Genomic DNA, 13502 nt, shown 5'->3' with positions numbered 1-13502 from the left:
CGAGCCCCACACCGACCTCTCCCTGGACTCGGTTCGCTATCACGGCAAGGGCGCCAAAGACCGCCGCGTCCGCATCGGCCCCAAGACCGCTCGGGCGGTCAGCCGCTACCTGCGGGTCCGCGGCAGCCACCGCGGTTTCGGACTGCCCGACCTGTGGTTGGCCGTACGCGGCGCGCAGCCGCTGTCCGCCAACGGCATCAAGCTCATGCTGAGCCGGCGTGGTCTCCGCGCCGGGGTCAGCGACGTGCACGCCCACCGGTGGCGACACACGTACGCGCACGAGTGGAAGCTGGCCGGGGGAGACACCGGGGACTTGATGCTGCTGCTCGGCTGGACTTCCGACGACATGCCGCGCCACTACGGGGCCAGCGCCGCAGCGGAGCGTGCTCAGCAGGTCCAGGCACGGATGGGGATCGGCGAACGTGTCTGACCACGAGAAGAAGCCGCAAGCGGCCAGATGTGGGGGAGGGGCGGGCATGACACCGGAGCAGCGTCGCCGTCGTGCCCGTATCGCCGCACACGTCTCCTGGGCCAACACCGCCGACCGTACGGCCCGGACCTCCTCGGGCACCAAGGCGTTCCTGGACCGGTTCGAACGCCAGGCGGACCCCGAGGGCGTGCTCCCGGAGGAGGTCCGGGCCGTCATGGCGAAGCACGCGCGGACCGCGTACATGCTGCATCTCGCCGAGAAGTCAGCAGCGGCGCGACGCCGCCGAACCAAATCGCAGCACCCTTGATTGCGTGTCAAGGACGCCCAGCGGATCAAGGCAGGGTCGTCCAGGCCAGCAAGTATTTCCGCAGGTGGTGTGGCTTGAGGAGACCCATCGTCCTTGGTCTAGGACGCCTCCGTAGAGATCGACGAATCCTTGACTTTCGGCATGTCTGAGAACGCCTCTGAGTGGCCCAGGATGAGCAACGGTTTCCTAACCCGACGCTCCGCTTGTGTCCGCAGGCTGATGACCTGCGGCTTTCCGTTTTCTGCCTGTGTGTGCCGATCGCTTCGCGGCCTTGCTGCGATCGCTTGCTGAAGATCAGCTGGAACATTGTGGGTCCTGCGTGTGCAGGCTTATCGCTGCCGCGAGTCGGGAGCCGAGTCATCCTCGGCGGGTTCCTCCTCGCCGAGCAGCTCACGGCGCCATTCGGCGAAGCGGCTACGGAGATCGTCGAGCGCTCGGCCCGCGACGCCGTACTGGGTGAAGTCGTCAGGGTCGAGCTGGGTGGCTTGTCCGAGAGCGTCGGCGAAGACGCGGCGGTCGAAACCGCGGTCGGCGCGCTGGGCGAGCGTGAGGAGGGTTTCGCGGGTGTAGCGGCCGGATCGGAGCGTGGCGTCGATGTCGATGAAGTCACGAGCGAACGCTCGTCCGTAGAGTGCGCTCATCTTGTTCGCGACCGCGTCGTCGGGGTGCAGTACCGGTCCGATCGCCATGAGGATCGGTTCGTTGGCACGCCAGTCCACACCGAGTTCGACCTTGGAAACCCGCACACCGTCGGTGACAGCCAGCCGGGCGAACGTGTCGTACTGCCGCTCGGTCTCGACGGTCAGGCCGTCGTCTCGGTAGGCGTGCACGACGGCGGCGACCGCGGCGGTGAACTCCTCACGGCGGTCCCAGGCGGTGAACAGGTCGACGTCCTCGCTGGGTCGCTCCAGAAGCCCGGCGGCCTGCACCGCGTAACCGCCGGCCAGAGCGAAGCCGTATCGATCGGCCGCGCCGAGCCCGGTACGGGCGAGACGTTCGTGGAAGGGGTCCACCGCTATGCCGCATTGCTGCGGGTGGCGGCGATTTCGGGAAAGGCTTCCTCCCAGCGCTTGCGGAGCTGGGGTGGCAGCCAGAGGGTGGGCCAGAGCCTCCGGAGGAGCTCGGCATCGAGCCAGGTGTTCAGATCCTCGACGGTACTGGCTTCGGTGAGCACCACCTTGTACATGCTGGCCAGGCGCGCGGTCCGGTTCAGGTCGTACTCGGCGTGCCCGGACCAGTCGAGATGACGCGGAAGCGTCACCGTGCCGTCGGTTGGGCCGTGCAGCGCGGCAAGGGTTTCGGCCACCACGTAGGGCCTCCGGTCACCGTAGGGCCGGTAGTCCGCCGGCGGCTGGGGTGATGTCCTGCGGCGGCTGATGTTGGTCGCCCGCCGGACTTCCGGTCGTAGCGCCTGACGGATCGTCTCCCGGCTGTACCCGGTTACCCGCTGCAGATCCACCGGCCGCCAGCCGGCCGCATGAAACGCCCGCAGCTGCTCGTCCCGCTCGGTCAACGCCTGCGCCCGCGTCGCCTCGTACCGGGAGACAACCGCATGCAGCTCATCCTCGGAGAACCGGCCCACGACCGTCAGCCTAGCACGCTAGGCCCACCGCGCTTGGCTTCTCCGCCGCTCGGGGGCCCTCATGTCCGGGTGAAGCCGAGTGCCCGGTATCCGGGCATGCGGCGTGGGAGTGAGGCGGCGAGGATGGGTGTGGCCGGGTCGTGGTAGTCGTGGACCTCGGCGAGGTCCTTGCCGGGCGCGGCGCGGATGACGCGGCCGGCGCACTGGACGAGTAGGCCGTCGTAGGAGATCGGGCCGGCGAGGAAGAGGGTGTCGAGGGCGGGGGCGTCGAAGCCTTCGCCGATGAACGGTGTGGTGCCGATGACGAGCAGGCCGTCGCCGGCCTTGGCGCCGTCGAGCCGGTCAACGATGGTCCGCCGTTCGCGGGTGCTCATCGCGCCTTGGAGCACGAGCGGCTGGTGTCCGCGTGCGGCGAGCAGAGCGGTGAGAGCCTCGACCTGGGCGACCCGTCGGGTCAGGACGAGACAGTTGCGACCGCGTGTCAGGGCTACGGCGACATCATCGGCGATCTGGGTGTTGCGGGTCTCGTCGAGGGCCAGTCGCCGGTGCACCTCGGCGAGCGCGCCGGGCGCGTCAAGATCGACGTCGCCGGGCTGGAATGTGGTCTCGTGGATGAACAGTGCTCGTCGGGGTCCGGCGTCGGCGTGCATCGCTGCCGCGAGGGTGCCTTGTTCCTCGTCGGTCAGGGTGTGGCGGACGGGTCCGAGTTGCCAGGTGACGAGTTGGCCGAGGCCGTCGCGTCGGGTGGGTGTGGCGGTGAGGCCGAGCCAGAACTGCGCGGCGATCCGCTTGACCGAGTGCTCGTAGGCTGCGGCGCCGAGGTGGTGGCATTCGTCGACGATGACGTGCCCGTACCCCTGGGTCAGGGTGGCGACGTCGTCGCGCCGCGCGAGGGAGGGCAGCAGCGCGATGTCCACGGTGCCAGTGAGCTTGCGTCGGCCGCCGCCGAGCTGACCGGGCTTGATTCCGAGGAACTGCTCGACGCGGATGCGCCACTGGTCGGCGAGGGCTTTGCGGTCGACGAGAACCAGGGCGGAGGTGTTGCGTTCGGCGATCACAGCGCAGGCCATGACGGTCTTGCCGGAGCCCGGTGGGGCGACCAGGATCCCGTCGTCGTGGGCGAGAAGCGCGCCGACCGCGTTGGCCTGCTTGCCGGTGAGTTCGGCGGTGAACGCGGCGTCGATCTCGGTCCCGGAGTTTCGTGCGTCCGTGACGGCCAGCCGCGACCCGGCGCGTTCGACGATGGTGGCGATGGTGTGCCGCAGGCCCCGCGGGAGGACCAGGTGATCGTCGAGGGTGAGGTCATAGCCCTGGATGAAGCGGGGGGTGTCCCAGGTGGACTTGCGTAGTCGCTGCAGCTCGTAGAACTTCGGGTTGGCCATGGCGGCAGCGTGTTTGAACGTCGCCAGTGCGGCGGGGGTGAGTTGGGTGGCGTCGATGCTCAGCCCGGCGCCGGCCTCCACGTGGACCACCGGAGGTAGCGGAGGATGGACCTGGGTCGCGGCGGACCGGCTCATGGTGGCGACGTCGGCGCCGGTGACGGCTTGCTTGGCCTGCCGGGCGACGTGCTCGGCGCCGCCGGGGCTGAGCCGGTCCAGCGTCGACAGGAACGCCCACTGGTCGGCGTACGGCTCGAGCGTGCCGAGGTCGAGGAACGTGGTCAGTCCGTCCTTGCGGCGGCGGCCCTGTAGCGGTGCGGCGATGAGGTTGCCGAAGCCGCCGTCGGGCAGCACGTCCTGGTTGGGGAACAGCCGGTCGTACGACCGCAGATCCATCGACCCGCGCAGCACCATCGCCTCACGGAGAAGAACGGTGCCGACGGCCCGCGCGGTGGCCGCGGGAACAGCGCCGGTGAAGAAGACCCACACGTGGGCGCCGCGGCCTGACTGGGAGATCTCCAACGCGGCCGGCACCGCGCTGGCCCGCGCCGCCTTCACGTACGCGAGGGCGTCGAGCATCGCCGTCGGCCCGTCGAAGTCGGCCACGACGAAGTGGCAGGTGTTGCCAGGCATCAGCGGGTACAGGCCCATGAACACGTCGCCGACCAGATGCGCCGCGACGACCTCCGTCGTCCGTGGCAGGTAGGTGGCACCGCGCCGATCCATACCCTTACGCCAACCGCCGGCGACCGCGGGCATCCACCCGGCAGCGCCGGTACGGGCGTTGTCCCACCGCACGGCGTACACGTCGGCCCGGGCCCGGAGCCGGTCAGCGAACAGCGCCAGCTTGTCCCGAGTCGGCGAAGCCATGGTGACCAGCCCTGGCGGCTCAACCGGCGCGGACAACTGCTCCGGCGCCGCAGTCGTATCCTGGCCGCGCAGCTCCAGCAGACGCGCCAGCCGGGCGTTCTCCGCCCGTAAACGCTCCACCTCCCGCCGAAGATCGACGAACTCGGCCACCGAACCCATGCGACCATCCTCGCGCATCGGACTTCGAGCACCCCGATGCCGGTCCGCTATCCTCCGCCGATAGCATCGAAGACAAACGCCACGCTGGAGGCGATGATCGAGGACGCCACGGTCGACGCCTACAGCGACGACGAACAACTCACCGGCCTGTTCACCATGATCGAGGAGCATCTGGCGGTGCCGTTCACCACCACCGTCCTCGGCGTCGAGGTCACCGTGCGGAAGGTCGACCTGACCGCGGACAGCATCGTCGCGGTATGCGCCCGAGGCCGCCACCGGCAGAGGATCGACCTCCTCGACCTGCCGCTACCCACCCCCGCGCCGGACGGCACCGCGTGGATCGACGCCTACCGGCACTGGGCCGGAAGGTAGGCCACGGTGAGCGAGTACCAATACTACGAATTCACCACCGTCGACCGACCCCTCACCGCCCGAGACCAGGCCGAGCTGCGGTCGCTGTCCACCCGGGCCGACATCACCGCCACCAGCTTCGTGAACACCTACGAGTGGGGCAACTTCAAGGGCGACCCGCGCAAGCTGATGGAACGATACTTCGACGCCCACCTGTACCTGGCCAACTGGGGAACCCACCAGCTCATGCTGCGGCTACCGAAACACGTGCTCGCCCCGGCCACCGCCGCCCAGTACTGCCAGAGTGACAGCGCGTCCGCGTGGACCGCCGGCAAACACGTCATCATCGACCTCCACGACGAGGACGAGGACGGCACCGACGAGTGGGACCTCGACGGCCACGGCCTGCTCGCCTCCATCATCCCGGTCCGGGCCAGCCTCGCCGCCGCCGACTTGCGCCTGCTGTACCTGGCCTGGCTGCGCTGCGTACAGTCCGAGGAGATCGCCGACGACGAGCCCGAACCGCCCGTCCCAGCCGGACTGGGCACCCTCGACGCGCCCCTCACCGCCGTCGCCGAGTTCCTGCGCATCGACCCCGACCTGATCGCGGCCGGGGTGGCCGGATCATCGCCGGCCGCCTCCGACGAACCGACCCCTACGCAACTCCGCACCTGGGTCGTCCAGTTGCCCGCCCGCGACAAGGACGCCATCCTGACCGACCTGATCACCGGCGGCGACAGCCTCCTACGCAGCCGACTGCTGCGCCGCTACCGCGACGCACACCGCACCGATACCCCCACCCCGGCAGCCGCCCGCACCGCCGGGGAACTGCTCGCCACCGCCGCGGACCTGCGCGCCGAACGGGAACGACGGGACGCTGAGCAGCGCGAACGCGACCGGGTTCGCCGGGAACGGTCCGCCACAGCAGCCCGGCAACGGCACCTCGACACCCTCGCGGTCGACCAACCCGCCGCATGGCAGCGGGTGGACACCTTGATTGCCACAAAGAAGCCTCGCGAGTACGACACCGCAGTTCAACTCCTCGTCGACCTGCGCGACCTCGGCGAACGCGACGGGGACACCTCATCGTTCCGAGACCGGCTGGCCGAGCTACGGGCGATGCACGCCCGCAAGCCCGGCCTGCTCGAACGCCTCAACCTCGCAGGCCTCGACACCTGACGCCGGCTCGCCGCCCGGTGACCGTCGCCAGAGTGCGGGAAGGTCGTGAGGCCCCTGCGGCGTATCGGGGACGCCCCGGACAGCTGACACCAATGGCAGCAGACTCCGGAGGGCCGTCCGGACCCGCAACCAGATATCGAACCGTGTCGTTTGCCGGGTGGACCCGGAGGGTCGGGTGACTGTCAGGGTGTGTGCTGCCGATGTCTTGGCCAGCTAGGAGTAGGACGCCCCGGCCCTCGCTGATGACCGCTGTATCAGCACTGGATGGAGACTTGCGACCGATCGTGTACCGCTCGGAAATCCGGTTCTGGCCTCTGAGGTGCGGTTTTGTGCGGCTCGGCCAGTCGACCGCGGGGCATGGTGGCAGGCATGTTCCTGTCCTTCGGGTACCTGATCTTGTGTCAGATCCTGCGGCTGATGGTCCAAAGCATGCGTGGCGAGCGGTCCAAGGACGTCGAAATTCTCGTGCTACGTCATCAGGTCGCGGTTCTACGCCGGCAGGTCGCACGCCCGGACCTGAAGCTCACCGACCGAGTGGTGCTGTCAGCCCTGTCGCGGCTGCTGCCTCGTTCCCGCTGGTCGACGTTCTTCGTCACCCCGGCCACCCTTCTGCGGTGGCATCGTGAGCTGGTCGCCCGGAAGTGGACCTACCCGAAACGACGGCCCGGGCGCCCGCCGATACGGGCGGAGATCCGAGCCCTGGTGCTGCGTCTGGCCCGCGAGAACCCGACCTGGGGCCACCGCCGGGTGCAGGGCGAATTGCTCAGGCTCGGCTATCGGGTGGCGGCCAGCACGGTGTGGACGATCCTGACCGGCGCCGGCGTTGACCCGGCTCCGCGGCGCGGCAGGCTGACCTGGACCCAGTTCCTGACCGCCCAGGCCAAAGGCGTCCTGGCCTGCGATTTCCTGCACGTGGGCACGACCGGGCTGACCCGCATCTACGTCCTGTTCCTGATGGAGGTCGCGACCCGGCGCGTCCACGTCCTCGGTGTCAGCACGCATCCGACAGGGGAGTGGGTCACTCAGCAGGCCCGGAACCTGTTGATGGACCTCGGCGACCGAGTCGCACAATTCAGGTTCTTGATCCGGGATCGTGACAGCAAGTACATCGCGCCGTTCGACGAGGTCTTTATCGCCGAGGGCATCGAGATCCTGCGAACTCCGCCTCGGGCGCCGCGGGCGAACGCGCACGCGGAGCGGTGGGTCCGCACGGTCCGCCGTGAGTGTCTCGACCGGTTGCTGATCTACGACAGGCGACACCTCCTGGCCACCCTCGACGGGTACGTGGCTCACTACAACGAGCACCGGCCGCACCAAGCCCGGGGCCAACAACCACCCAACGCCACCGACATACCGCCACGACCGGTCGTCGACCTGACGGCCGCACGCGTGCGCCGCAGGAAAATCCTCAACGGGCTGATCAACGAATACTCCCTGGTGGCGTAGCTCTGACCGACTTTTCGAGCGGTACAACCTACCTGAGCGGAAGCGTCGTAGCCGCGATGATCGGTTGTGGGCCTTTGGTCCGTGTCGACCACCGACTCGAATCCCATGCTGAGCGGACCTGCCTCCGATGCCGCTCTGCGACGGCGACCACCAGGGGTGGCGCTGCCGGGAGTTGCATCGACTCCTTTACTCGGCCGACTTATGCTGAGGGCGACCTGGGCAAACATGCTTGAGCACGCCGCTGGCCCACATGACTACTGGGGGTCAAGGGGTCGTCGGTTCAAATCCGGCCGTCCCGACAGAGAGCAAGCCCTGACCAGCGGAAACGTTGGTCAGGGCTTTGACTTTCTTCTATGGAGATTTGAACCTTCCCCCGAAAACCCTCCACTTACCCGGTGCGGCAACCAGGTTTGTCGTCGTTGTGCGTCGTTGTGCGCTGCAGGTCAGCGCAGTCCGTTCGGGTTGGCGCTCAGTCGCTCAAGGATGCCGGAGACGTCCGGCGCTTGGACGGGCTTGGCGATGTAGTAGGTGTCGGTGACCTCCTCGCTGGAGTGTCCAAGCTGTGCCGCGGCGCTCTTGGTGTCGGCCTCCTCCTTGATGAGGGTGGCCACGGTCTTGCGGAAGGTATGGGGGGTAACCCAGGAGAGGTCGGCGTCGGCGCGGGCCTGGCGCCACTGGCGACGGACGTTGTTGGGCGACAGCCAGGTGCCCCGTCGGGAGGCGAAGATCGCGTCATGGAGGTTGTCGGCGGCGACGAGTTTGCGGGCCAAGAGCATGCCGACCGCAGATCGAGGCAGGACGACCATTCGGTAGCCGGCGTCGCTCTTGGTCCAAGGTTGGCGGAAGAAGCCCTGGCCTTTGACGAAGACCAGCGTGCCGCAGATCGTCAGGGTGGGTCGTTCGGCGGTGAGATCCAGGTCCTCCCAGCGAAGGGCGAGGATCACACCGATGCGGGCGCCGGTGGCGAGCATGAGGTCGACGACGTCGGCCAGGTCGCCGGTGTGCCGAGGTCCGGGCTTGCCGGGAAGCGGACGGGCACCGTTGCATAGAGCGTTGGCAAGATCGAGGCAGGCTTGAGCAGTGAAGTCATCGAGCCGTCCTGGCCCATGGCTGCCTCCGAAGTCGGCGTTCGCCGGGTTTCGGTTCCCGCCGGAGGTGATCGTGGTCGCGGTGCGCTGGTATCTGAGGTTCAACCTGTCGTATCGGGACGTTGAGGAGTTGCTGGTCGAGCGCGGCGTGGAGGTCGACCACGTCACGGTCTACCGGTGGGTGCAGCGGTTCACCCCACTGCTGGCCGACGCCGCCCGATTCTGCCGCCACTCGCCTGGTGACCGGTGGTTCGTCGATGAGACGTACGTCAAGGTCAATGGCGTGTGGCGGTACGTGTACCGGTCGGTGGACCAGTACGGGCAGGTAATCGACGTGCTCGTCTCGGCCTGCCGTGACGCCGACGCGGCCCGGCGCTTCTTCCGACGGGCGCTGTCGACGTTGAAGGCGACACCCGCCGAGGTGGTCACCGACGCCGCCGCGATCTACCCCGGCGTCCTCGACGAGCTGATCCCGTCCGCGCGGCACCACGTCGAGCAGTACGCCAACAATCCGATCGAGGCTGATCACAGCCAGCTCAAACACCGGTTGAGACCGATGCGCGGGCTGTGAACGGAGAAGACAGCACAGGTGATCATCGCCGGACACGCGTTCATGCAGAACCTGCGCCGCGGACACTACGAACTCGCCGTCGACGCCCCGCCCGCTCTGCGGGTCGCCGCTGCGTTCACTGAACTCGCCCGCGCGATCTGACCGTGGAGCCGGCATAGGTTCAACACGTCCGTCGATCCGATAACGCAACGGCGCCCAGCCGGTTGTCGCGTAACCCGATGCAGGCGAGCGCGGAGAGCACCTCGATCGCGTCTGTCCGTTCGGTCTGCGGCATGCCGTAGTCCTCGTGCAGGTCCCCGGCGACGGTGGCAGCCCGCCACTCCTCGAGCAGACACCAGCGCAGCGCGGATCTGCCCTGGTCCGTCGGCCCGACCCGGTCCAGGCGGTCCACCTCGTGGAGCTGGCTGATGACTCGCAGGTAGAACGGTGAGTCGGCGACGTCGGCGGCCTTGACCAGCTCGGTGATCCGGTCCCACTGCTGGCCAGCGTCCGAGCGGTGGCTGCGGGTCTGTACGTACTCCAACGCGGCACCGGTGGACAGCGGCTCCAGTTGCAGCAGCAGCGCGTCCAACCCGTGCAGCGGATCGTCCGGCCGTGAGGCGACCACCAGGGGGAGCCGAACGGCGCCCCGCACCGCCTCGCGGAGCAAGCTGTCCCGGTCGGCGGGCTGGCCGGAGTCGGCGAGCACCTCCTCCAAGCCGTCGGCCAGCACGACGGTCCGGTTCTCCAGCCACAGCCGCCGCCACACTTTGTCGGCCTCGCCGGCGGCGTGCAACTGGCTGTCGATCGTCTTTTGGAACTGTTCGAGGGCGAGCTGGTGGAAGTTCAGCTTCGCCGGGTCCATGACGGTGCGCAGGTCGATCCCGACCGGCACGACGTCGGTGGCCATCAGCATCTCCGCGAGACGCACCAGGGTCGCGGTCTTGCCAGTGCCGATGCCGCCCACCAGCAGCAGAGGCCGCCGGCGGTGCTCGTCGCGGAGCCGCTGGACCATCAGTTCGCACAGTTCGTCCCGGCCCACGACGTAGCTCGCTCCGCTGTCGCGTTCCGCGGTGGGAACCACCATCCGAAGACTGCGCAGGGCGTTGCGGCCGTTCCATGCCTCGTTGATCGTGCTTGATTGACCTCGTCTGGAAGACCGACGTGGTCATTCTGAAGGCGCCCGGGGGCAGGCAAGGCGCTTCACTGGCTTGCAGACCGGCTTGGGGGCCAGCCTCGAAGCGATCCAGTCAAACTTGATCTTTGCCGTGCGCTCCCGGCTCCCCGACTAGCGACCGTTCCTTCCGGACGAAGCGAAAAAGTCTCGCCGCTGCCTCCCGAGGCCGGCTGGCAGCGAAACCGAGCGCGGGACCGAGGCAATCGGGAATGCAGGCGATGACCAGGACGCCATCTCCGGCGGGACTGCGGAAGGGCGAGTTCAGCGCACCGGCGTTTGTTGGAGCAAGGGCGAGCGTGCCGCCGCGTCGTAGCGTGCCCTGCCGTCGGGGCATCCGGCATTCTTGACCTTTGTGGGTATATAGGACCCAGAGCGAGCGGGTCGGTAGCTTCAGGCGCTTCGGGTAGTCCAGAGCCTTACCCACGGCGCCGAATTCGGCGAACAGGGCGTCGTCGGCGGGCTCGGTCACCCCTCGGCGCCTCGCAGTTCTGCTGCCGCAGCCAATTGCTGGCGCGTCTCGTACATTCGGACTGCGACCACCAGCCCTGACGCCGCGGTGAGGGCGGCGACGGTCCAGACGGCGGCCCGTTCCCCGAGGGCGTCGGCGACAACGCCGGCGAGCAGGGCACCGGCGGCGAAGCCGCCGTCGCGCCACAGCCGGTAGATGCCGACGGAGCGGGCCCGCCAGGCCGGGTGGGCGACGTCTCCGATGGAGGCAAGCAGCGTCGGGTAGACCATGGCGGTTCCGATGCCGAGCAGGACTGCCGCAACCGCCCACAACGCGAAGGCGTCGCCGGCCGCAACCAGGGCCAGCCCGACGGCCTGGACCCACATGCCGGTGGCGATGAACCACTTGCGTCCCCATCGGTCGGACAGCGCGCCGGTGAACAACTGCCCGACACCCCAGACCGCCGGGTAGAGCGCTGCCAGAACGCCGATGCGCCCGACGGACAGCCCCGCCGCGGCGAACAGCACCGGGAACAGCCCCCACGCGAGGCCGTCGTTGAGATTGTTCACCAGTCCAGCCTGGCTCGCCGACGACAGCGCAGGCTCGCGGAAGCTGGTCTGGGTAAACACCTGTCGATCGCTCAGTTCATGGTGCAGGTGGTCGTGGCGGCCGTCGGCGCGGGCCACGTGGCTCGCGGCCTCGAGGCGGGCGTGCCCACGGGTCTCCCGGACCACGAGCGTCGACAGGCCGAGCCCCAGCGCCGCGAACGCGACCCCAAGCAGGAACGGCGCCGGGCGCAGCCCGTAAGCCTCGGCGAGGTACCCGGTGGTCAGCGCCGTCGCGGCGACGGCGCCGTACCCGGCAGCCTCGTTGAGCCCCATCGCGAACCCACGCCGGGACGGCCCGACCAGGTCGATCTTCATGATCACGGTGGTGGACCAGGTCAAACCCTGGCTGATGCCGAGCAGGACGTTCGCCGCGATGATCCAGCCCCAACTCGGCGCCGAGATCAGCAGCAACGAAACCGGCATTGCCACCAGCCAGCCCGCCACCAGGACTGGCTTTCGGCCGTAGCGGTCCGACCAGGCGCCGGCGACGTAGTTTGTCGCGGCCTTGGCGACGCCGAACGCGAGGATGTAGGTCAGGGCAGCGGTGTAGGCGCCAAGGTGAAACGTCTGGGTAGCTAGCAGTGGCAGGACAACGCGCTCCTGCCCGAGCATCCCGCCCACAAGAGCGTTGACCGCCACGAGCAGGACGAACTGAGCCGCGTTTTGCCGCAGGCCCAGGGTGATAGGGCGGTGGGTGGACGTCCCGGCGCCAGCGACCCGGCTCATACGCCCACCTCAGAGAAGCGGTTGGTTCTGGTGCTCCGGCGGCCGCCAGCGAGAACGGCGAGATCGGTGCGGCCGGCCCGAGCGGGCAGGTTGGCGGCGCCTGTCGACCGTCCCTCGCCGAGATCGAGTAGATAGGCCGTGTTCCGCAGGACCGCGTCGAGCAGCGGCACCGTGGTCAGGTGTGTCATCACGTCTCCTCGTCAGGCCGGCTTGTAGGCAACCATCACCAAGTTCTCGATCCCAATGAACATTGGAGGAAGCAGCTTGCGAATCGGTCCGACAGATTGATCGAATAGGTCAGGGTGCGCCCACCCGCCGGCAGGCAAGTTCGCACCGCCGGGGTACCTAACCTCGGCCGCCGTGCCATCTTGAGTCGTCTTGGCGCAGCGTGATTCGCCACAGCCGGCGCGGCAGGCCTCCCACTTCCAACGGAGTCACATCGACCATCGTGAAGGCATGGGAGAGCCTGTTGACGAGTGGGCGGTCGAAGAAGCGGACAATAAGCCCCCATTCTCGAACATGTCGTCGCCGTGGTTGATGCCGACGCCGTAGTTGGCGTCACCGACGTGGCGAACGGTGTAGACATGCAATCCGCCGGGCCGCAGCACGCGGCGCACCTCGCCGGACAGCGCCTCCAACTGGGGCGTGGTCAGCGCCATGGTGAACAGCATGTGGCTGTAGACGGCGTCCACGGTCTCGTCTCCGAGTGGTAGCGGCTGCAGCATGTCGTGGGTGATCGTGCTTAGCCGGGCGGCTGACCCGGCCGCGGCTGCGGCAGGCCGCAGGTCCGCGAGCGCTTCGGGGCGTAGTCGACCGCGGTCACGGTAAGCCCGGCGCGCAGGAACGCGAGGGCGCTGCACTGATGCACCTGCCGCAGCCTGACTGGCAGAAGGCCTCGATGACTGCAGCTGTCGTCGCTCACCCCCCAGTGCAGCACCAGCGACCGCGGCGCGGCGCGGCCCGCAACCTTTGAATGAGGCGGCAGCCGCCTGTCAAGGAGCGCGGGGTGGGTGGCCACGGGCCGAACCCGCGGCCACCCGACGCCGCGGCATCCGCCGCTGAACTCAGGCAGCGGCGGGATCGAGCACGGTCTGCCAGGCGCCGTATCCGCCGAGCAGGTCGGAGACGTCCGCCCGGCCGGCGCCGCGGAGCAGGCTGGCCGCGACCGAGGAGCGGTAGCCGCCGGCGCAGTGCACGACGAC

General features: G+C 68.6%; 16 protein-coding genes and 1 pseudogene. 6 read left to right on the top strand and 11 right to left on the bottom strand.

The features are described from left to right. The first annotated feature begins 22 nt into the window (after window positions 1-22). Both ACFYOS_RS31255 and ACFYOS_RS31250 read left to right on the top strand, forming a co-directional pair. Window positions 23-430, top strand: coding sequence for a tyrosine-type recombinase/integrase (locus ACFYOS_RS31255; RefSeq protein WP_387149350.1), 408 nt, complete (start codon window positions 23-25; stop codon window positions 428-430). 46 nt (window positions 431-476) lie between these two features. Continuing rightward, the gene (locus ACFYOS_RS31250; protein ID WP_387149255.1) at window positions 477-737 is read left to right on the top strand and encodes a hypothetical protein; all 261 of its coding nucleotides are present in this window, start codon (window positions 477-479) and stop codon (window positions 735-737) included. 329 nt (window positions 738-1066) lie between these two features. Here the strand turns inward: ACFYOS_RS31250 and ACFYOS_RS31245 are convergent, their stop codons facing one another. The 3 genes from ACFYOS_RS31245 to ACFYOS_RS31235 are packed head-to-tail and all read right to left on the bottom strand — an operon-like array spanning window position 1067 to window position 4727. Then, window positions 1067-1750, bottom strand: coding sequence for a nucleotidyl transferase AbiEii/AbiGii toxin family protein (locus ACFYOS_RS31245; RefSeq protein WP_387149253.1), 684 nt, complete (start codon window positions 1748-1750; stop codon window positions 1067-1069). 2 nt (window positions 1751-1752) lie between these two features. Continuing rightward, window positions 1753-2319, bottom strand: a complete 567-nt coding sequence (locus ACFYOS_RS31240; RefSeq protein WP_387149250.1) for a hypothetical protein — start codon at window positions 2317-2319, stop codon at window positions 1753-1755. Window positions 2320-2378: 59 nt separating this feature from the next. Next, window positions 2379-4727, bottom strand: a complete 2349-nt coding sequence (locus tag ACFYOS_RS31235) for a DEAD/DEAH box helicase family protein (RefSeq protein ID WP_387149247.1) — start codon at window positions 4725-4727, stop codon at window positions 2379-2381. Window positions 4728-4787: 60 nt separating this feature from the next. On the opposite strand from ACFYOS_RS31235, the gene ACFYOS_RS31230 reads away from it, so the two are divergent. The 3 genes from ACFYOS_RS31230 (at window position 4788) to ACFYOS_RS31220 (ending at window position 7703) form a co-directional block, all read left to right on the top strand. Next, window positions 4788-5099, top strand: coding sequence for a hypothetical protein (locus ACFYOS_RS31230; protein ID WP_387149347.1), 312 nt, complete (start codon window positions 4788-4790; stop codon window positions 5097-5099). 6 nt (window positions 5100-5105) lie between these two features. Continuing rightward, entirely contained in the window at window positions 5106-6257 is a 1152-nt protein-coding gene (locus tag ACFYOS_RS31225; protein ID WP_387149245.1) for a hypothetical protein, read from the top strand. 702 nt (window positions 6258-6959) lie between these two features. Continuing rightward, complete coding sequence (locus tag ACFYOS_RS31220; protein WP_387149241.1) at window positions 6960-7703, top strand: integrase core domain-containing protein; 744 nt, start codon at window positions 6960-6962, stop codon at window positions 7701-7703. Between the two features lie 443 nt (window positions 7704-8146). On the opposite strand, the gene ACFYOS_RS31215 is transcribed toward ACFYOS_RS31220, so the two are convergent. Beyond that, window positions 8147-8674 carry a tyrosine-type recombinase/integrase gene (locus tag ACFYOS_RS31215; RefSeq protein WP_387149240.1) on the bottom strand — a complete coding sequence of 176 codons (528 nt, stop codon included), beginning with the start codon at window positions 8672-8674 and terminating at the stop codon, window positions 8147-8149. A 139-nt stretch (window positions 8675-8813) separates the two neighbouring features. Between ACFYOS_RS31215 and ACFYOS_RS31210 the strand changes: the two are divergent. Continuing rightward, window positions 8814-9503 (top strand): annotated as a pseudogene (locus tag ACFYOS_RS31210) (IS6 family transposase). A 19-nt stretch (window positions 9504-9522) separates the two neighbouring features. On the opposite strand, the gene ACFYOS_RS31205 reads toward ACFYOS_RS31210, so the two are convergent. From ACFYOS_RS31205 to ACFYOS_RS31175, 7 genes are all read right to left on the bottom strand, one after another. After that, window positions 9523-10428 (bottom strand): NACHT domain-containing protein, encoded by a 906-nt coding sequence (locus ACFYOS_RS31205; protein WP_387149237.1) that lies wholly within the window; start codon window positions 10426-10428, stop codon window positions 9523-9525. 163 nt (window positions 10429-10591) lie between these two features. Next, the gene (locus ACFYOS_RS31200; RefSeq protein ID WP_387149235.1) at window positions 10592-10987 is read right to left on the bottom strand and encodes a hypothetical protein; all 396 of its coding nucleotides are present in this window, start codon (window positions 10985-10987) and stop codon (window positions 10592-10594) included. Next, a complete protein-coding gene (locus ACFYOS_RS31195; protein WP_387149233.1) occupies window positions 10984-12300 on the bottom strand; it encodes an MFS transporter in 1317 nt (438 codons plus the stop codon). The genes ACFYOS_RS31200 and ACFYOS_RS31195 overlap by 4 nt, the downstream gene beginning before the upstream one ends. After that, on the bottom strand, window positions 12297-12488 hold the full coding sequence (locus ACFYOS_RS31190; RefSeq protein WP_387149231.1) for a hypothetical protein: 192 nt from the start codon (window positions 12486-12488) through the stop codon (window positions 12297-12299). Before ACFYOS_RS31190 ends, ACFYOS_RS31195 begins: the two co-directional genes overlap by 4 nt. Before the next feature lie 246 nt (window positions 12489-12734). Then, complete coding sequence (locus ACFYOS_RS31185; RefSeq protein WP_387149344.1) at window positions 12735-13085, bottom strand: class I SAM-dependent methyltransferase; 351 nt, start codon at window positions 13083-13085, stop codon at window positions 12735-12737. After that, the gene (locus ACFYOS_RS31180) at window positions 13043-13168 is read right to left on the bottom strand and encodes a hypothetical protein (protein ID WP_387149356.1); all 126 of its coding nucleotides are present in this window, start codon (window positions 13166-13168) and stop codon (window positions 13043-13045) included. Before ACFYOS_RS31180 ends, ACFYOS_RS31185 begins: the two co-directional genes overlap by 43 nt. A gap of 196 nt (window positions 13169-13364) precedes the next feature. Then, on the bottom strand, window positions 13365-13502 hold a 138-nt coding region (locus ACFYOS_RS31175; RefSeq protein WP_387149341.1), incomplete at its 5' end, for a rhodanese-like domain-containing protein.

This window comes from Micromonospora sp. NPDC005806, from assembly GCF_042871425.1.
In the GTDB taxonomy this organism is placed as follows: Bacteria; Actinomycetota; Actinomycetes; order Mycobacteriales; family Micromonosporaceae; genus Micromonospora.
This window is presented reverse-complemented; position numbering and strand designations above follow the sequence as displayed.